The organism is Moraxella haemolytica, from assembly GCF_030177935.1.
Classification (GTDB): domain Bacteria; phylum Pseudomonadota; class Gammaproteobacteria; order Pseudomonadales; family Moraxellaceae; genus Moraxella; species Moraxella haemolytica.
In genome coordinates this window covers 1,714,181-1,733,733 of record NZ_CP089974.1, presented here as the reverse complement: position 1 = coordinate 1,733,733, position 19,553 = coordinate 1,714,181, and the positions used below count along the sequence as shown (strand labels likewise).

Sequence of the window (19,553 nt, the reverse complement as noted above, 5' to 3'; positions counted from 1 at the left end):
AATTGATGATTTTTAGTGATTTGGATATGTGGTGGAGATGGCGGGAGTTGAACCCGCGTCCGCCAGCACTACGCCCATAGTTCTACATGCTTAGAATCTGTCTATGGCTTTAATCCGCACCGAACCGACAGTCAGGTAGGATTGGACGATTTGCTAAAAATTTCGCCTAATTCATCACAACACTAAATCAGACTATCCTTTGTGCGTTCGCATCGGAGTAAGCAACCAGACCAAAGGCAATCTGTGCCGACCCAAGTAGCCCTTAGGCTGCTAGTGCGTAAGTTTCGTCGTTTGCGACTATTTTAATTGGTACTGTATTTACAAGAGATTACCACTCTTGGCATGCACTATCAGGTTTCATTACCAGCGTCGAAGCCAGAACATCCCCAATAATCCTATTATTCTAACAGATAAAATGGATACTGACAACCATAGATGGTGTTAATTTGCCTATTTATCGTGGTTGAAAAGGCACTTCTTTGCCCGCTTTGTTGATATAATGGGCGTGATTATCCTTAATGACAAAGGCGATGCCATCAATGAAGTTGGCAGGCGTGTCATAGACCAAATCGATGGCTACATCGCCTTTGGTATTTAAGTAGCCATAGCGATAACCGTTCGCTGTCTTAATGCCAACCGATGCCAAACCTTCAGAAAAATCCTCAGCGGTGTCGTACATGGCAGTGATGATGGTATTCCCATCTTTATTGATAAACCCCCACTTATCGCCCACCTTGACACGCACCAAACCATCTTCAAACCAATCACCTGTATCGGTGTAGCTTGGGGCGATGACGATTTTGCCTTTTTTATCAATAAAGCCAAATTTGCCATGCTTTTTAATCTTGGCACGCCCCTCCCAAAAGCCCCATGCGTTGGTAAACTGTGGCGTGATGGCAATTTTGCCTTTTGGATTGATGTAGCCAAATTTGCCATCTTGTTTGATGAGTGCTAGCCCATCATCAAAACCCTCCGCTGACTCAAAAGTCGCTGGAATGATGATGTTGCCTTGAATGTTGGCGTAGCCGTATTTGCCGTTTTTGCTGACGACAAATAAATTTTCATTGTATTGGCAATCAGGGCTTTCTTGGGCGAATTGATAACCTTGGGGCAGACTAATGCGACTTTGGCAAGAGATTTCATTGTCGGTGTTGGCGTGTGCTGTACCGATATAACAGGCAGTAGCCAAACTTAGGCTAACAAGAGCGAACTTGGGATAAAAAACGGATGTATTCATAAGTTTATGTGTAGCATGAATCAGTTGGGGTAACTATAAAATAAAATCGTTTGCTATTGTATCATGCCAAAGCTTCAATCACAGCGACTTTTAATGTAGTTAATTTGTCAGTATCTAATGTCTGATTATTTTTATCGCTCAAATAAAACATATCTTCGGCACGCTCGCCTAAAGTAGTAATGCGTGCCCCATGCACCTCAACCCCTAATCGGCTAAAGACCAAGCCTAATTTTGCCAGTAGAGCAGGGCGGTCTTTGGTAACTAAGGTCATCATATGATGACCTGTGTGTGTAACCGAAGTCGCTTTGCTAAACTGTACTTGGGTGGGTACGGTAAAGTGTTTTAGTTGAGCATCTAGCGTAAAGTTGCGTGGCATTGTTTGGGTTAGTCCATGCGTGAAGGCATGGATTAGCTTATCGATGAGTAGCTGTCTGCGGATATCATTACTTAGAATGTCATCTTGTGTACTACCTGTGATGGCATGACGGTCGATGAGTACATAAGAATCAAGGGCGACAGGCTGTCCATTGATATCGGCAGTCAAGATAGTAGCATCTAATACGGATAGTCCTAGATGATCTAGCACGCTGACGGTGGCAGCGAATAAATCATCTTGGTCTTTGGTGCAGATAAATAGCTGTAAAGCGTTGAGTGCTAGGTCTGAGTGCGTACGCAGGGCGATGATGGGCAGGTCTTGCGATAGGCTATCTTTGCCTTTTAGGATCTCGCTGGTCTGCCATGCGATGTCATGGTGTTTTTGTTTTAAGAAAAATTCATCGCCAAAATCTGCCCACAGTGCATCAATCTGATGGGTGGCAATGTCTGCCATTAGCTTTTTGGCTTTGATTTTTCGGTTGGCGATAATGGCGTCTTTATCGGCGGCATCAATGCCTATGCTCAGCACTCGGTGCGTACTGATGTATAGTTGTTTTAGCAAAGACGCTCGCCAACTGTTCCATAGCTGTGAGTTGGTGGCGTTCATGTCAGCAACTGTCAGCACATACAGATGATTAAGATGGGCAATCGTACCTGTAAATTTGGCGAATTTTCTGATGACCTCTGGGTCAAAGATGTCTTGTTTTTGGGCGGTTAAAGACATGGTGAGATGTTCACGAACAAGCCATGCAACAAATTTCGTGTCTTCATCGCTCAGTCCGTGCGTCTTGGCAAATTCATGGACATCTACCGCCCCAAGTTCACTGTGGTCGCCGCCACGCCCTTTGGCGATATCATGAAATAGTGCAGCGATCACTAATAGGTCTTTGCGGTTAATCTTTTGATAAACCTCGCTGACTAGGTCAAATTTCTGCTGATATTCGGCGTTACTGGTGTCGCCAAAGCGGTGTAAAATGCGAATGAGTAACAGGGTGTGTGCATCCACCGTGTAACGATGAAAGAGATCATACTGCATCAGCCCCATGATTTGCCCAAAGGCGGGTAAATAATTATCCAAGATGCCGTATCGTTTCATCAGTCGTAGCCGATGAAACAAAAAGTTGGATTCTTGCAGGTTTTGTAAAAACAAAGCACGGTGCTTAGGTAGGTTGCGATAATGCTCATCAATCTGTTGGCTGGCAAGATATAAAGCATGCAGGGTACTAGCAGCGATTTTTTTGATGCCATGTATGCCCATGATGAGAAAGATTTTAAGCAGAGTTTCGGGTTTTTTGATGAAAATCTGCGTATCTTTGGCGAAAATTTGTAAGTCTTGGTTGGCTAATTTATCGTGTCTGATTAAGGCTTGCGTTGCTATACCATCTTGTTTTAAGGTGGTGTCAATCGGGGTGTTTGTTTGGACGATTTGATAAAAATCTTGGTCAATAGGGAGTGTGGCATAACTGGGCTTAAGATAGCTTTCATTGTAGTAGGCACACAGCATCTCAGACAAGGCGGCGACCTGCATGGCATGGCGATAGTAAGTACGCAGCATGCCTTCTAGGGCTTGTGTGAGTCGTGCGGTGCAAGTGGTCTCATCGGTTAAGTGCAGGCGTTTGGCGATGTGTTTTTGATGGTCAAATAGCAGGCGGTCTTCACAGCGTCCTGTGATGGCGTGTAGATGATGGCGAACGCCCCATAAAAAATTCCTAGCATTTGTTAAGCCGTCAAGTTCATCAATGCTTAAAAAACCCAATTTGGTCAAATCTGCCAAATCCTGTACGCCATCAAAATAAAACTTACCAAGCCAAAGCAAGATGTGCAAATCTCGCAGTGAACCTGGTGCGGTTTTTATGTTGGGTTCTAGGCTGTATTCGGTGGCGTGATGACTTAGATAGCGTGCTTTAGATTCGCCTGTTTTGGCAGCAAAAAAAGACTTGGCACTCCATGCGTTTTTGACTGCCTGCTTTGGCACATGGCAAAGATTTTGGTTGCCAGCGATGAATCGTGCTTCAAGTAAGGCGGTGGCGACCGTATGATCGGTAACGGCGATGTTGGTGTCTTCTTGAGTGCGTACGCTGATGGCAGGCGTGATGCCAATATCCCACAGCATTGCCACGAACTGCTCTATGGATTGGGTGTGGTCATCTAGCGTCTCGCCAAGAATTAATATATCAATGTCTGAGCAGGGCAATAGCTCCTCTCGACCATAGCCACCAATGGCGAACAATGACAGCGTCTCACTTAGATATTGACAAAATAATCCATGTAAAACAACATCTACAGCATGGGTGCGTAGCTTGATGAATAAACCCATCTGAGAAAATGCCTGCTCTCCTAAAATGACGACTTTATCGTCAATGGTGGCATTGATGTGTTCTAGCCATGATTTAATCAGTGTGACATCAATGTTGCATTCTTGGCTACAAAGGTCTGGCAGGGGCTTAGGGTGGATGCCAAGTGTTTTGGCATGCTGGTAGAAAGCATGATGGCTAACGGTGGTCATGGCATCTCCTAAGCCTTATTGTGGTTGTCAATGCAAAAAACTCAAATCCTCACCCAGTCGTTGGGTGGTAACAAGGCATCCGTCATCAGTAACAATCAGCGTGTGTTCCCATTGGGCGGATAGTTTTCGGTCCTTTGTGATGGCGGTCCAGCCATCTTTCATGATTTTGGTTTGCCAAGTACCTTGGTTAATCATGGGTTCGATGGTAATTGCCATCCCTGTTTTTAGTTGCACGCCTGTGCCTTTTTTGCCATAGTGCAGCACTTGTGGTTCGGCATGAAAGGTTTTGCCGATACCGTGTCCGCAGAATTCACGCACGATAGAGAAGCGTTCTGGCTCAACCACTTCTTGAATGGCGGCACCGATATCGCCAAGATAGGCACCGTCTTTGACGACTTTCATGCCGGCATATAGTGCTTTTTGGGCGGTGTCGCAGATGCGTTTTGCCATGACAGAGCCTTCACCAATAATCCACATGGCGGAAGTATCGCCATAGTAACCATCTTTGATGACAGTAACGTCGATGTTGATGATGTCACCATCTTTTAAGATGCGTTCATGGTCGGGCATACCATGGCAGACGACATGGTTGATGGAGGTACAGAGTGTGAACGGATAGCCTTGATAATTAAGGCAGGCGGGAATGGCGTTTTGTACTTCGGTGATGTGCTTGTATGCCAAATCATCCAAAAAGCCTGTGCTAACACCTGCTTTGACATAAGGGTCTAGCATTTCTAATACTTCTGCTGCCAAGCGACCAGCGACTTTCATTTTTTCAATTTCGTCAGTCGTTAAGATGGGGATATTTTTACTCATGATGAACCTAGTTTGTTAATTTTTAAAAACTTATCAATAAAAATGGGCGAAAATTAACGCCCATTTTACTAAATTTTTGATATTTTTGCTTGATTTTTCAATAAGGCTTACTCTTCATCTAACAAATCACGCTCACGAGCTGCCTGTAAAATGATGCTAGAACGGTTGCCTGAGCGACAAAAGATGTGCAATGGGCGTTCGGTGGCATTAAAAAAATCAGCAAACTCTTGCACATGATTCATATCTAGCATACCACCTGCAAAAGCGATTTGTTTATAGATGATGCCGTGTTCGGCACAGGCAGTACCAATCTCATCGGAGGTGGGCTGACCAACTTCCTCACCATCTGGGCGGTTGTTCACGATGGTTTTTACGCCTTGCTTGGCAAGTTCTGCGACATCATCAGGTGTGATTTGACCTGAAATGGTGATGCGAAATTCGGGAGCGACTTCAGTCATGATAATTCCTAAATAATTCGGTTGGGTAAAAAGGTAGATAAGACTAGCTTACCTTTTTTTTAGTGTTTTAGCAAATGCTTTTGGGTAATTGGTGCGTGCCTGTCATCATGACCATGTGGTCAAATCTGCAAAAAATCACAATATCAAACCGACCTTATGATAAAATTAGCCGATAAGTCAGCCAGTGCTAGCAGTCGCCAATCATCAAGGATTTTTATGAAAACATTGTTTAAATCAACGCTAAAAAATGCCGTGCAGCTTGGCGAAAAATTATCTGCCAAACAACCAAGCCGTACCCAAATTGCTCAGATGGATCAACCCGTTCATCATGATGGGCTGACATACCCACATTTGTTTCGCCCACTTGATTTGGGATTTGTGGCGTTAAAAAACCGCATTGTTATGGGGTCTATACACACAGGTCTTGAAGATAGATTTTATCATTATGGTAAATTGGCACGCTATTTTGAAGCACGAGCCAAGGGCGGAGTGGGACTGATCATTACAGGTGGTATCTCGCCTAATAAAGAAGGCTGGCTAACACCGCTTGGTGGCACACTAAACACAACTGCCGACACGGTGCATCACCGACGAGTTACTCGTGCAGTACACAAGCACGGCACCAAGATTTTGCTTCAGATTTTGCACTCTGGACGCTATGGCTATCATCCTTTTGTGGTCGCACCCAGTCCGATTAAGTCGCTCATCTCGCCTTTTAAGCCACGCCAAATGTCAATCAAGAACATCCGTGCTACCATTCAGGATTTTGCCCATACCGCCCAACTTGCCAAAAAATCAGGCTATGATGGTGTGGAAATCATGGGTTCAGAGGGTTATTTGATTAACCAATTTTTATCGGCACGCACCAATCATCGTAACGATGAATATGGTGGCAGTTTGGATAATCGTGCCAGATTTGCTCTTGAGATTGTTCATGCGGTGCGTGAGGCGATAGGGCGTGAGTTCATCATTAGTTTTCGGTTGTCTATGGCGGAGTTTGTTGAGCATGGAGCGACCATGAGTGATGTTATCATGTTGGCAAAATGGCTCGAGCAGGCAGGTGCTACGCTCATTAATACGGGTATCGGCTGGCATGAGGCACGCATACCAACCATCGTAACGGCTGTGCCACGAGCCAGTTTTGTTCGCTATACTCAAGCGGTCAAAGAGGTGGTATCCATTCCTGTCATCGCAGCCAATCGCATCAATATGCCTACCACTGCCGAGGCGATATTAGCGAATGGTCAAGCGGATATGGTGCAGATGGCACGCCCATTTTTGGCAGATAGCGAATGGGCGAATAAGGCAAAAGAGAATAAAGACCGGTTGATTAATACTTGCATTGGTTGTAATCAAGCCTGTCTGGACCATACCTTTAGCGGTCAAAGAGCGTCTTGTTTGGTCAATCCATTGGCGTGCCATGAGACAGAATATGTCATTAAACCTGCCAAAAAAGCCAAAAAAATCGCTGTGATTGGTGGTGGTGTGGCAGGCATGATGGCGGCACTGACAGCAAGCCAAAGAGGGCACAAGGTTTCTTTATTTGAAGCCAAAGAGGTGCTAGGCGGGCAGTTTAATTATGCCAAAGTTATCCCTGGTAAAGAGGAGTTTTTTGAGACGATTCGCTATTTTCGTGAGCAGCTTGCTTATCATCAGGTGGATATCCAGTTGGAGACTAAGGTTACTCGCCAGATGTTAGAAAAGATGGTATTTGATGATGTCATTGTGGCGACAGGAGTTGTGCCACGCTCGCTACAGATGGCTGGGGTGAATTTGCCCCATGTCATCAGTTATGCCCAGTTGCTTTCAGGTGAAAAGATAGCGGGCGAAAGGGTGGCCATCTTGGGTGCTGGTGGTATTGGTTTTGATGTGGCGGAATTTTTAGCACATGGCGGTCAAGTGTCTAAGCAGGTTAATGATACCGATTATGAACCAGTAACTCAAACGACCGAAGCTTTTTTTAGGCAGTGGGGCGTTGATGGCGAGGCAAATTATACCACACAGGGGGGATTAATTGCTCCACAGTATGCCAAATCATGTCGCCAGATTTATCTATTGCAACGCAGTGAAGATGGATTTGGTAAAACCTTAAATAAAACCACAGGCTGGGTGCATAAAGCCACCATCAAGCAAGCAGGCGTCAAACAAATCGGTGGCGTCAGTTATGAGCGTATCACCGATGAAGGTTTGTGGATTAAGGTGGCAGGTCAATCACAGCTTTTGCGTGTAGATACGGTGGTGCTTTGTGTGGGTCAAGAATCGGTCAATACACTAATGCCCAATGTGGGTGATGCTCCTAAGGCACAGTATCACATCATCGGTGGTGCTAAAAAGGCCGAACGACTTGATGCTAAGCGTGCCATCAAAGAGGGCTTTGAGATTGGCTTGCAAGTTTAGTGGCTTGTCTTGTCTTGATGCTTAGTTTTGGTTTATTAAAAACGCTAAGGTATCCAAAAACAAAAGACCGATTGGAGAATCGGTCTTTTTTAGATGCTCAAATGATTAAGCTTTATTGATTTTTGCCATTGCTTTTTCATAGAGTTCATAGAACTTGTCTTTGGCAGTATGAATCAGCTCGCTATCGGCTTGTTCATCAATCATATCACTGATTTTGCTAAACAACTCTTTGGTTTTTGATTTTTGATAGACAGGTAGGCGAGCACAAAGCTCGGTTACTTTGGTACGCACTTCGCCTAATACTTTTTCATCGCCACGAGCATCTAAGATATCACAAATCCAACCTGCCAGTTCTACACATTCTGCTTCTTTAAAGCCACGAGTGGTAACAGCAGGGGTGCCGATACGAATGCCTGAGGTAACAAACGGTGATTTAGGATCGTTTGGCACAGAGTTCTTGTTCACGGTGATGTGAGCATCGCCAAGCCATTTGTCCGCTTCTTTACCTGTAATGCCTTGTTTGATTAGGCTGATAAGCATTAGGTGATTTTCTGTACCACCAGAGACGACATCATAACCACGCTCAATGATGGTTTTTGCCATCGCTTGTGCGTTTTTGACCACTTGTTGTTGATACTCTTTGAATTCAGGACTCATCGCTTCTTTGAAGCACACCGCTTTGGCGGCGATGGCGTGCATGAGTGGACCGCCTTGCATGCCAGGAAAGACGGCTGAATTTAGTTTTTTCTCAATTTCTTCATTTTTCTTTGCCAAAATCAGACCAGAGCGTGGACCACGCAAGGTTTTGTGGGTGGTTGTGGTTGTTACATCAGCGATTTGCACAGGGTTTGGATAAACGCCTGCTGCCACAAGACCTGCCACATGAGCCATGTCCACCATTAGGTAAGCACCTACGCTGTCGGCAATCTTGCGAAAACGCTGCCAATCCATGACTTGGCTATAAGCTGAGAAACCTGCGATGATCATCTTAGGCTTATGTTCATTGGCTAGGCGTTCAACTTCATCATAGTCAATCAGTCCGTTATCATCGATGCCATAATGCACGGCATTATAGGTTCTGCCAGAGAATGACACGCTAGCACCATGCGTCAAGTGTCCACCATGAGCTAGGCTCATGCCAAGTACGGTATCGCCTGCTTCTAGTAGGGCAAGATAAACGGCGGCGTTGGCGTTAGAACCAGAGTGTGGCTGAACATTGGCATAATCTGCCCCAAATAGCTCTTTGGCACGATCAATGGCAATCTGTTCGATTACATCCACATGCTCACAGCCACCATAGTAACGCTTGGCAGGATAGCCTTCGGCATATTTATTGGTTAGGTTGGAGCCTTGGGCGTGCATGACGGCAGGCGAGCAATAGTTTTCAGAAGCGATAAGCTCGATATGGTCTTCTTGGCGTTGCCCTTCAGCGTCAATCGCAGCAGCGATATCTGGGTCGTAGGTGTAAAGTGAGATGTCTTTAAACATGGTTTGCTCCTTGACGAAGTTGTAAAATAAGTAGTGCTTTGTAGTGTACCATAATTCATCAAAAATAACAGAGTGCTTTGCGTATTTTCATATAAAAAATGCAGGGTCATGCTCACCAAGTAGTAACAGCCTATCCATATCTATTGATTTATTACAACAAACTTTGCACAAAGGTATTTAAAAATACTTCTTGAATTAAGATGGGGCGTGTGTGCCAGTCATAGATGGTGATCCGACCAAATTGCCCAAAGTCGTTGATTAAACGCCGTTTATAGGGCAGGGTTTGATTTTTATTAAACATGACATAGCCAATCGGTGTGTATTTTAGGTGGCATAATCGCTTGGCATCACCTTTTAAACTGCTGATGGGAAAGATGCTTTTGGCATGAACCCAAGCGGTATCATCATCGCCATCTTGTCCAGATAGCAATACTTCTCGTACCCATGCTAAGGCAGGTCGGTGTAGCGGTAGGTTTAGATGTGATTTTTGGGAGGTGTTGAGCAGGTCATAACCTTCATGGATAATCTTGATTTTTAAAGGTTGTTTGGCTTTGGCTTCTAACAAGGCGGTCAGCGAGCCTTGTGCGTGCAAATAGGGCAAGAGGGCGTTGGGCGGTGTCATGTTAAATGGTTGGTGATTAAGCTGATGTTGAAGTGTGGAATAAAAATTGTTTGTTGATTTTAGCATAAAAATGAAGATGGATTGGTTGGATTTGTCATCAAAAGTTGTCAAAATAGATGAATGATTGGGTAATTTGTTACAATTTTTTGAAATTTTTAGGGTATTTTCGTTGTGTTTTTTAGGTATTTTTAAGAAAAATGGCATTGATACATTTTAAGAAATAGAGTTTGGCTTCATTGGTTTAACAAAGTTTTTTTGTATTTAAATTATCAAATATTATAATGATTTTTTATCTATCATTTATTTAAAAAATAGTGAACATTATGACTTGCTATTGGATTAACGATGAAGTTTTGAGTATGCTGTATCACAAGAATCACAGGCAAATAATTATCCATCGGTAATAATTACCCATCGGCATAGGCAGTGATTTGGTCTGGTGTGGCAATCGCTACTCAGATAACACATTACAAGGAATTTAGGAGGCTATCATGACTTATCAATCCGCATTAGAGCATATTCGTGCTGTTAAAGAAAAACTAGGTGGTACTTGGGGGGCTATCCGCCCAGAAGATGCTGCTCGTATGATTGTCCAAAACCGTTTTAAGACTGGTCTTGACATCGCCAAATACACCGCAGCGATTATGCGAAAAGATATGGCAGAATATGATGCCGACCACACCAAATATACTCAATCATTGGGCTGTTGGCATGGCTTTATCGCTCAGCAAAAAATGATTGCCAACAAAAAATACTTTGGCACAACAAACAAACGCTACATTTATCTATCAGGCTGGATGGTGGCTGCTTTGCGTTCTGAATTTGGTCCATTACCCGACCAATCCATGCACGAAAAAACCGCTGTGCCAAAGCTGATTGAAGAGATTTACACTTTCTTACGCCAAGCAGATGCCAAAGAGTTAAACGATTTGTTCCGTGCCTTACAAAAAGCAGAACAAGCAGGCGATACCGCTAAGGTTAAAGAGATTGAAAGTCAGATTGATAACTTTGAAACCCATGTTGTGCCAATCATTGCTGACATTGATGCAGGTTTTGGTAACGAAGAAGCAACTTATCTTTTGACCAAACAAATGATTGAAGCGGGTGCGTGTGCCATTCAAATTGAAAACCAAGTATCTGATGCCAAGCAATGCGGACACCAAGCAGGTAAGGTAACCGTACCACATGAAGACTTTTTGGCAAAAATCAACGCCGTGCGTTATGCGTTTTTAGAGCTTGGTGTTGATGATGGCGTGATTGTGGCTCGTACTGACTCAGAAGGGGCGGACTTGACCCAAAAAATCCCTGTTAGTCGTGAACCAGGCGATTTGGCATCAAAATACATCAGCTACCTAGAAACCACTGAAATTGACATTAGCGAAGCTAAAGAAGATGAGATTCTTATCAAGCGTGATGGCAAATTGCACCGCCCAACTCGTTTGCCATCAGGTCTGTATCAGTTCCGTGAAGGCACACAGCATGACCGTGTGGTACTAGACTGTGTAACCAGTCTTCAAAATGGTGCGGACATGATTTGGATTGAAACACCAACCCCTGATGTGGCAGGTATTGCAAGTTTTGTTAATGACATCAAAAAGCAAGTGCCAGATGCCAAATTGGTGTATAACAATTCGCCATCATTTAACTGGACAATCAACTTCCGCCAACAAGCCTATGACCGTTGGGTTGCCGAAGGGCGTGATGTGTCAGGCTATGAGCGTGATAAACTGATGGATGTCAAATATGATGATTCTGAGCTTGCTCGTGATGCTGATGACAAAATCCGCACCTTCCAAGCAGACGCAGCTCGTGAAGCAGGTGTGTTCCATCACTTGATTACCTTGCCAACTTATCACACCGCAGCGTTGTCTACACATGAACTTGCTAAAGGCTACTTTGGCGATGAAGGTATGTTGGCTTATGTTGCAGGCGTACAACGCAAAGAAATCCGTGGCGGTATCGCTTGCGTGAAACACCAAGCTATGGCAGGTTCTGATATTGGTGATGACCACAAAGAGATTTTCTCTGGCGAAAATGCCCTAAAAGCAGGTGATGCCAGCAAGAACACCATGAACCAATTTGGCGGTTAATTCTCGCTAAATCCTAAGTGTGTAAACGGTGTTTTACTGTCAAGGTAAAGCACCGTTTTTGTTAAAAATCTAAAATTTAAGGATGAAAAATGTCAACTACTCGTATCCAAAAAGGCACGCTTGCCATTGACAAGATTTTATACGATTTTATTGAAAATGAGGCTTTGCCTGTAGCAAAGACGGTGCTAGATATTGATAGCGACCGTTATTGGGCAAATTTTGAACAGGTGGTGGTAGATTTAACACCAAAAAACAAAGCACTGCTTGCCCATCGTGATGACCTACAGACCAAAATTGATGATTGGCACAAGAACAATGTTTATGAGCTGGGTGCGTATAAGGACTTTTTGAAGCAAATTGGCTACATAGAGCCAGAGGTTGCTGATTTTACGATTGAGACTAAGAATGTGGACGATGAGATTGCGACCATTGCAGGTGCTCAATTGGTTGTGCCTGTGCGAAATGCTCGCTACGCCCTAAATGCAGGTAATGCACGGTGGGGTAGTTTATATGACGCACTCTATGGTTTTGATGTCATCAGCGAGGCAGACGGAGCTGAAAAAGGCAAAGAGTACAACCCTGTGCGTGGTGCTAAGGTCATTGAATTTGCCAAAAATTTTCTTGATGAGACCTTTGCTTTGACAGATGGCTCGCACGCTGATGTTACTGCTTATAGTATTGATGATGGTCAATTATCTGCTACCATTGGTGATAAAATCAGCACCCTAAAAGACAGCGAAAAACTGGCAGGATTTAATGGAACGGCTGATAATCCCAAGCAGATTATCCTAAAAAATAACGGCTTGCACGCCATAGTGGAGATTGACCGTACACACCTAATTGGCAAGGACGATAAAGCAGGCGTCAAAGATATCATTTTGGAATCTGCGGTTACTACCATTCAAGACTTAGAGGATTCTGTGGCAGCGGTAGATGCTGAAGAAAAAGTAGAAGGATATCGCAACTGGCTTGGACTCATGAAGGGCGATTTGAGTGAAAATTTAGAAAAAAATGGCAAAATCATCACTCGCAAACTAAACGCCGACCGCACCTACACCGACCTAAATGGCAACACCAAAACTCTGCACGGGCGTTCGGTGATGTTACTACGCAATGTTGGGCATTTGATGACCAACCCTGCGATTTTGGTCAATGACGAGGAGATTTTTGAGGGCATCATGGACGCATTGATTACGCCATTGCTATCTGCCATTGATATCTGTGGTAATAACAACTTGCGTAACTCACGCACAGGCTCAATGTACATTGTCAAGCCAAAAATGCACGGTTCTGACGAGGTTGCTTTTGCTGTAGAATTGTTTGAACGAGCAGAACAGGCCATTGGCTTGCCACCTAAGTCCATAAAAATGGGCATTATGGACGAAGAAAAACGCACCAGTGTTAATCTAAAAAACTGTATCTTTAAAGCAAAAGAGCGGACAATCTTTATTAATACAGGCTTTATGGATAGAACAGGTGATGAGATTCATACCGCCATGCAGGCAGGAGCATTTGTACGCAAGGGGGATATTAAGGGGCAGACTTGGTTCAATGCTTATGAAAAAAGAAATGTTGGCATTGGGCTGTTGACTGGGCTTATTGGCAAGGCTCAAATTGGTAAAGGTATGTGGCCAAAGCCCGATGAGCTTGCCGAAATGTACCGCACCAAGATTGAGCATCCTGAGGCAGGAGCGAGCTGTGCTTGGGTGCCATCGCCAAATGGAGCGACAATTCATGCCATTCATTACCACAAGTGCAATGTCGCCAAACGCCAAAGTGAAATTAAAAATGAAGAGATGCCAAGTATTGATGACTTGCTAGCCATTCCGCTTGCTGTCGATACCAGTTGGACAGATGATGAAAAGCAAAAAGAGCTAGATAATAACTGTCAAGGTATTTTGGGCTATGTTGTGCGTTGGGTGGATTTGGGCGTTGGTTGCTCTAAAGTGCCTGATATTAATAATGTGGGGCTTATGGAAGACCGTGCGACCTTACGCATTTCAAGCCAGCACATTGCCAACTGGCTGACGCACGGTATTGTCACTAAAAACCAAGTATGGGATACCCTAAAACGCATGGCAAAAGTCGTGGACGAACAAAATGCGTCCGACCCTGCGTATCGCCCTATGTCGTCAGATTTTGAGAACAACATCGCCTTTAATGCGGCGGCTGATCTCATCTTCAAGGGGGCGACCGAGCCAAGCGGTTATACCGAGCCGTTATTGCATCAGGCAAGATTGAAATTAAAAGGTTATCAAGGTGATTGATTGCCTTGCAACTGATCGGATTGTTGATAAAACCTCAAAGTACTGGCTTTGGGGTTTTATACTTGGTAAGTAATATCTAAAAAACTGCCCATGAAACAAAATAACTTGGTGCATGATGATAACAATCCTGCCATCTTGTTGGTTATTATAACTTGGCAAGCCATAAGTTTACCCCAAACCCAATGAACAACAAGCCCACCACAAGCATTGCCATGGTCATGATTATCGGACGAGAACCAAAGCTCTCTGCTAATTTTTTACCACTAAAAATCAATAGGGTTAAATATAAGAAGCTGATGAATTGCAAAATCAACGCCAAAATAAAAAAGCTCAAAAACGGCTTATTATAATCAGGGCGGACAAATTGCACAAAAAACGATAAAAAAAACAAAATCGCTTTTGGATTGGTCAGACTCAAGGACAAAGAGCGGTAAAAATAATTTTGTTTGTCTGTTTTGGGTGGGGTAAAACGCTTATTGGCGATAAGATGACGATTTTTAAAAGTCTGGTGTGCTTCAATGATTAGCCGTATGCCCAGATACGCCAGATAGCTACCACCAATCAGCTTGATGCCATCAAAAACACTTGGATAAAGTTTTAATAAGGTGCCTGCCCCAAATACGGTTGCTAGGATGAGCATGGCGTCTCCAAGCAAAATCCCTGCCATCACCATAACCCCTGCTTGCCTGCCTTGACTTGCTGATACTGACAGACAATATAGGCTATTAGGACCAGGTAAGGTGATGATGACAATCACGCCAACAAGATAGGTAATTAGGTTGTCAATGCCGAACATGGGTTAATCCTTTTTTAACTGATTGACTTTTCAAGATGATGCTTTAGTGTCGGTACTAGCTGTTTTTTACGGCTGATGATGCCTGTCAAGGTGAATAGTCCGTCATGTGGTGTGGTGTGAAAGGCTTGGCTAATGATGGTGTTTTGGACTGGGTCATGAGCATAAAGATGGCTGATTTTATTTTTGATGTCCACGATGGCAATCATAAGATAGTCAAGTCGTTTTTCTTTGGTTAATTGCTTGGCACTATCGCTTAGCTCGTTTAAGCGATGAAATATCTGCTTGGGGTCTAGCGTCTCAATGCCGGCAATCCCCCATGTCTGACCACCGATATCATACTCTTTATAGTCCATCAGTAAAATCTCATGAGCACTTAACCAAGATAGGTTGCTTTTTGCGGTGAACATTTTTTGGGCATAATCATCTTTGTCTTTTATGCTAAGATTGGCAATGTTCATCAAGTGGTGCAGAGCGTGCCTGTCGTCATCAGTGGTGGTAGGACTGCTAAGATTGAGTGTATCTGAGATGATGGCAGAGAGCATCAGCATACAGAGCATGGGTGTGATATCAATACCTCTCATGACGAACATTTCATATAGGATTGTGCAAGTACAGCCTACAGGGCGAATGTGAATCTCAGCAGGTGTGGGCGTGCTGAGATTTAACTTATGGTGATCAATCACATAACGAATGTCAAAATCAGACAAATTGGCGATGGATTGGGCTTGCTCGTTGTGGTCGGTTAGACCAATCTTATCACCTTTATTCAGTGTATCTAAGGGCTGACTGGGGTCAAGGTAGGGAAGTAGTTCATTGGGCAGACCGTCCATCTCTGCTTGAAAATTGGTAAATAGGTAGTCAAGCACAAAGCGTGTCTCAAGGTTGGGTTGACCCAATCGGTATGCGGTGGCATTGATGTGCTGTGCATTTAGATAGTATGCCAAAGCAAAGGCGGATGCAAAGGCGTCTGTATCGGGGCTTGTGTGTCCAAAGATATGATGCATGATTGTGTCTTATGTGAATGAAGCCTTGTCTGAGTGGTTGGTGCTGGTTGATGTGGTGTAGTTGGTGGGGTCGTTATTGTCTTTGTTGGCGTGAATCGTTTCACCAGCAAAGAAGGCTTGATGAATATTGGCTTTGGCACGCTCATAACCATCAAAGGCAAGACGGCAGGTACTGACCAAATCTGTTTGCCAAACAGGAATCGCACTTTTCATGCGAGTAAAGCGGTTGGGTACATCGGGCATACTTTTGGCGAATTCCACTGCACGCAAGGCATCATCACGACTGTTACACACAAGTGCCATGTCGCACCCTGCTTCTATTGCAGATTTGACACGCATGGTAACATCTCCTGCAACATGAGCAGCTTTCATGGACAAATCATCTGAAAACAAGACGCCATCGTAACCAAGTTTTTCTCTTAAAATATGTTGTAGCCATACTTTTGAAAAGCTTGCTGGCTTATCATCAATTTGACTAAAAATCACATGGGCAGGCATGAGAGCACAAAGTTGTGCTAAATTATTGCGAAAACTCACCAAGTCGCATGCCCAAATCTCATCAAAACAGCGAGTATCTACGGCATCTGAGATATGCGAGTCAGGGGCGATGGAGCCATGACCTGGAAAGTGCTTACCAGTGGCTTTCATGCCAGCATCATTCATGCCATCTATAAAGCGTGAGGATAGAACGGTAACGACTTGGGGGTTGGCATGAAAGGCACGGTCGCCAATCACAAGACTGCACCCATTGATATCAAGCACAGGAGCAAAGCTAATATCTACGCCTACCGCCAATACCTCACACGCCATAAGATACCCTGCGTCATACGCAAGCGATAGAGCAAGCTCTTGATTTTTATCATAAACATCTCCCAATCGCCCCATCGCAGGCAAGGGCGTAAAGCCATCTTTAAAGCGTGCTACTCGCCCACCTTCTTGGTCGGCTGCAATAATAAGATTGGGATTGACCGCTCGCATACCGTCAGTCAATGCTCGCACTTGGGTAGGGTCTGCTACATTACGCTTAAATAAAATCACACCACCTAATGCGTCATGTGCCAAAAATGCTTTATCTTCATCGGTTAAGGTTAAGCCATCAATGTCTGCCATGATGATGCCAGTTGCCATGATATATTCCAAATAACAGTGTAAAAATTACCGCTTATTATGCCATGATTTTGGATAAATGTATCAATTTATAGAGATTTGCTCACAAAAACCATCACACAAGAAAGATTGAGTATGATAAGATAATGCGAATTTTTCTTAAGTTAATTTCTCTTATACTGATATTAAGGATAGTTATGAAGCAACAATTTTTATGGTCAGGTATGGCTGCAGCTGTGGTGGGTGTCATGCTGGCTCAGTCGGTCAGTGCGGTGGCAGCTGATGCTGATAAAGAAGGCTTTGAGCCAAGCATTGAACAAAAAGTTACCGCACGACAAGTCTCGTTTTTGCTTGACCGTTTTCATTATCTAAAACAGCCTCTTAATAAAGAGATGAGCAAACACATCCTTGAAACCTATTTTGATAGTCTAGATGCATCACGCACGCTACTATTGCAGTCGGATGTAGATGAATTTATGGCAAAGTATGGCGATACTTTTGCTGAGCGTCTAAAACGAGGGGATTTGACGGCAGGGATTGAGATTTTTGAGCGTTATCGCACTCGTGCCAATGAATATTATGATTTTGCTAAAACTGCTTTAAATAAAGAGATTGACCTTTATACCGACCAGAGCATCGTGCTTGACCGTGAAGAAGCACCTAGATTTAAAAGTAAAGATGAGCAATTACAATATTGGCAAAATCAGACAGCGTACGCCTTAATTAGCATTATTTTAAATCAAGAAGATGATAAAGCAAAAGATGATGCCTTTATTAAAAACCCTGAGTTATCTCGTGGGCAGGATTTGGTTAAGGGTGAAAATCGCACACCTAATGAGATTTTGCTAAACCGTATTGACCGTCAAAAAAAGCAACTGGCTCGTCTAAAAAATGATGAGATCATGGAGGGTATCTTAAATTCCGCCATGATGGCATATGATCCGCATAGCAACTATTATGCCCCTGTTCAGGCGAATGAAATACAGATTCAATCAAATCTGCAACTAGAAGGTATTGGTGTGTCCATCCGCCCTGACCGCAAAAACCCTGATTATATACGTATTGTTACTTTGGTTGATGGTGGACCAGCCCAAAAGACAGGTCAGGTGCGTCCTAATGATCTGATTTTAGGCGTGGCTCAAGATGGCGAAGAGATGATTGATACCATTGGTTTTAGCACTCGTGAAATCGTGGCGTTAATCCGTGGGGCGAAGGGTACATCTGTTACCATTCGTGTCAAACAGCCTAATGCCCCAGATAGCTCGGTACGCAATGTTACCATCGTGCGTGATGTCATCAAACAAGAAGAATCAGGCGTGCATCATCGGGTGGTGGAAGTGCCTTATCAGGGTGGTATTAAGCGTGTGGGTGTGCTAGAGATTCCTAGCTTTTACCTAAATTTCACTGCACGCCGTAGTGGAGCGGGGGAAGATGAATACCGCTCTGTCAGCCTTGACACCGAAAAAGCGATTAAGGCGTTAAATGCACAAAACATCGATGGCATGGTGGTTGATTTGCGCAACAACCCAGGTGGTTCGCTTGATGAGGTGGCGAAAATGATTGGGCTATTCATCAAAGAAGGTCCAGTGGTGCAAATTCGTGATAATCAAGGCAATGTGCAAGTCTATGCTGATAAAGATGGCGGTAAACAGCTTTATGCTGGCGATATGTCGGTGCTGATTAATTTGGGTTCAGCGTCAGCATCCGAGATTTTCTCGGCAGCGATTCAAGATTATGGGCGTGGGCTTGTCATTGGTAGTACCACGACAGGCAAGGGTTCGGCACAGACACGGCATGATGATTTGGCTTTGGGTTCTGCTTCTATCACACAGCGTAAATTTTACCGCATCAATGGTGGCAGTACCCAAAATAAAGGCGTTGAGCCAGATATTGAGTTGGTTAATATCTACGAAGGCATCGAATTTGGTGAGCGAGAATATAAAAATCCACTGGAATGGGACACAATTCCTACCACCAACTACACCGCTGAAGGTAAATATAGCAAAGCACTCATTGAGCAATTAGCGGCAGCGTCTAAAGTGCGTCAAGCCAAAGACCCTCAGTTTGTTTATCTAAGCGAGCTTAACGCCATTCGCGCTCTTGACGATCGCAAAAAGCCAGTTGATGTCAATATTGATAAACGCCGTGCCAAAGACAAAGAGATAGAAAACCGCACTTTAAATGCTGCAAATGTTCGAAAGCAAGCAATGGGAGAAGCTCCTTATACTGATTGGGCAACCTATCAGGCAAGCGTGGATGCACTGGCTGAAGAGCGTGGGGCAATGAAAGAAAATGAACGACCAAAACTCCCTGAAGATGAGGCATATGTTATCGAGGCGGCTCGCCTGATGTTTGATGCTAAAAACTAAGTAAAATCTTGAAGTTTTACC

General features: G+C 44.0%; 13 protein-coding genes and 1 other RNA gene. 4 read left to right on the top strand and 10 right to left on the bottom strand.

What is annotated here, in order from left to right:
• Window positions 1-29 precede the first annotated feature (29 nt).
• The 5 genes from ssrA to LU276_RS08195 all read right to left on the bottom strand — a co-directional run bounded on the left by ssrA (window position 30) and on the right by LU276_RS08195 (window position 5,392).
• Window positions 30-388, bottom strand: a transfer-messenger RNA (tmRNA) gene (gene ssrA / locus LU276_RS08215).
• Between the two features lie 66 nt (window positions 389-454).
• Window positions 455-1,237: a WG repeat-containing protein gene (locus tag LU276_RS08210; RefSeq protein WP_284673358.1), complete on the bottom strand. Its 783-nt coding sequence runs from the start codon at window positions 1,235-1,237 to the stop codon at window positions 455-457.
• Between the two features lie 61 nt (window positions 1,238-1,298).
• The gene (gene glnD / locus LU276_RS08205) at window positions 1,299-4,118 is read right to left on the bottom strand and encodes a [protein-PII] uridylyltransferase (RefSeq protein ID WP_284673357.1); all 2,820 of its coding nucleotides are present in this window, start codon (window positions 4,116-4,118) and stop codon (window positions 1,299-1,301) included.
• Between the two features lie 27 nt (window positions 4,119-4,145).
• The gene (map, locus tag LU276_RS08200) at window positions 4,146-4,934 is read right to left on the bottom strand and encodes a type I methionyl aminopeptidase (RefSeq protein ID WP_284673356.1); all 789 of its coding nucleotides are present in this window, start codon (window positions 4,932-4,934) and stop codon (window positions 4,146-4,148) included.
• Between the two features lie 107 nt (window positions 4,935-5,041).
• Window positions 5,042-5,392, bottom strand: a complete 351-nt coding sequence (locus tag LU276_RS08195; protein WP_284673355.1) for a protein tyrosine phosphatase family protein — start codon at window positions 5,390-5,392, stop codon at window positions 5,042-5,044.
• Window positions 5,393-5,701: 309 nt separating this feature from the next.
• On the opposite strand from LU276_RS08195, the gene LU276_RS08190 reads away from it, so the two are divergent.
• Complete coding sequence (locus LU276_RS08190; RefSeq protein WP_284674627.1) at window positions 5,702-7,789, top strand: FAD-dependent oxidoreductase; 2,088 nt, start codon at window positions 5,702-5,704, stop codon at window positions 7,787-7,789.
• Window positions 7,790-7,894: 105 nt separating this feature from the next.
• Here LU276_RS08190 and glyA read toward each other — a convergent pair whose 3' ends face one another.
• Together glyA and LU276_RS08180 are read right to left on the bottom strand one after the other, a co-directional pair.
• Window positions 7,895-9,277, bottom strand: a complete 1,383-nt coding sequence (glyA, locus tag LU276_RS08185) for a serine hydroxymethyltransferase (RefSeq protein ID WP_284673354.1) — start codon at window positions 9,275-9,277, stop codon at window positions 7,895-7,897.
• 151 nt (window positions 9,278-9,428) lie between these two features.
• A complete protein-coding gene (locus LU276_RS08180; RefSeq protein ID WP_284673353.1) occupies window positions 9,429-9,965 on the bottom strand; it encodes a chorismate--pyruvate lyase family protein in 537 nt (178 codons plus the stop codon).
• Window positions 9,966-10,387: 422 nt separating this feature from the next.
• Here LU276_RS08180 and LU276_RS08175 point away from each other — a divergent pair, with 422 nt between their 5' ends.
• Window positions 10,388-11,989 (top strand): isocitrate lyase, encoded by a 1,602-nt coding sequence (locus LU276_RS08175; protein ID WP_284674626.1) that lies wholly within the window; start codon window positions 10,388-10,390, stop codon window positions 11,987-11,989.
• 89 nt (window positions 11,990-12,078) lie between these two features.
• Window positions 12,079-14,256 (top strand): malate synthase G, encoded by a 2,178-nt coding sequence (locus LU276_RS08170; protein ID WP_284673352.1) that lies wholly within the window; start codon window positions 12,079-12,081, stop codon window positions 14,254-14,256.
• A 145-nt stretch (window positions 14,257-14,401) separates the two neighbouring features.
• On the opposite strand, the gene leuE is transcribed toward LU276_RS08170, so the two are convergent.
• The 3 genes from leuE to nagZ are packed head-to-tail and all read right to left on the bottom strand — an operon-like array spanning window position 14,402 to window position 17,184.
• Window positions 14,402-15,052, bottom strand: coding sequence for a leucine efflux protein LeuE (gene leuE / locus LU276_RS08165; RefSeq protein ID WP_284673351.1), 651 nt, complete (start codon window positions 15,050-15,052; stop codon window positions 14,402-14,404).
• Window positions 15,053-15,066: 14 nt separating this feature from the next.
• Window positions 15,067-16,056: a manganese-dependent inorganic pyrophosphatase gene (locus tag LU276_RS08160; RefSeq protein WP_284673350.1), complete on the bottom strand. Its 990-nt coding sequence runs from the start codon at window positions 16,054-16,056 to the stop codon at window positions 15,067-15,069.
• Window positions 16,057-16,065: 9 nt separating this feature from the next.
• Window positions 16,066-17,184 carry a beta-N-acetylhexosaminidase gene (nagZ, locus tag LU276_RS08155; protein ID WP_284673349.1) on the bottom strand — a complete coding sequence of 373 codons (1,119 nt, stop codon included), beginning with the start codon at window positions 17,182-17,184 and terminating at the stop codon, window positions 16,066-16,068.
• A gap of 176 nt (window positions 17,185-17,360) precedes the next feature.
• Here nagZ and LU276_RS08150 point away from each other — a divergent pair, with 176 nt between their 5' ends.
• Window positions 17,361-19,532, top strand: a complete 2,172-nt coding sequence (locus LU276_RS08150) for a carboxy terminal-processing peptidase (RefSeq protein WP_284673348.1) — start codon at window positions 17,361-17,363, stop codon at window positions 19,530-19,532.
• Window positions 19,533-19,553 lie beyond the last annotated feature (21 nt).

Excerpts from the sequence above, each read along its gene's own strand:
- glnD (WP_284673357.1), bottom strand. The coding sequence starts at position 4,118 with ATGACCACCGTTAGCCATCATGCTTTCTACCAGCATGCCAAAACACTT.
- LU276_RS08210 (WP_284673358.1), bottom strand. The coding sequence starts at position 1,237 with ATGAATACATCCGTTTTTTATCCCAAGTTCGCTCTTGTTAGCCTAAGT.
- LU276_RS08160 (WP_284673350.1), bottom strand. The coding sequence starts at position 16,056 with ATGCATCATATCTTTGGACACACAAGCCCCGATACAGACGCCTTTGCA.
- LU276_RS08195 (WP_284673355.1), bottom strand. The coding sequence starts at position 5,392 with ATGACTGAAGTCGCTCCCGAATTTCGCATCACCATTTCAGGTCAAATC.
- map (WP_284673356.1), bottom strand. The coding sequence starts at position 4,934 with ATGAGTAAAAATATCCCCATCTTAACGACTGACGAAATTGAAAAAATG.
- nagZ (WP_284673349.1), bottom strand. The coding sequence starts at position 17,184 with ATGGCAACTGGCATCATCATGGCAGACATTGATGGCTTAACCTTAACC.
- glyA (WP_284673354.1), bottom strand. The coding sequence starts at position 9,277 with ATGTTTAAAGACATCTCACTTTACACCTACGACCCAGATATCGCTGCT.
- LU276_RS08190 (WP_284674627.1), top strand. The coding sequence starts at position 5,702 with ATGGATCAACCCGTTCATCATGATGGGCTGACATACCCACATTTGTTT.
- LU276_RS08150 (WP_284673348.1), top strand. The coding sequence starts at position 17,361 with ATGAAGCAACAATTTTTATGGTCAGGTATGGCTGCAGCTGTGGTGGGT.
- leuE (WP_284673351.1), bottom strand. The coding sequence starts at position 15,052 with ATGTTCGGCATTGACAACCTAATTACCTATCTTGTTGGCGTGATTGTC.
- LU276_RS08170 (WP_284673352.1), top strand. The coding sequence starts at position 12,079 with ATGTCAACTACTCGTATCCAAAAAGGCACGCTTGCCATTGACAAGATT.
- LU276_RS08180 (WP_284673353.1), bottom strand. The coding sequence starts at position 9,965 with ATGCTAAAATCAACAAACAATTTTTATTCCACACTTCAACATCAGCTT.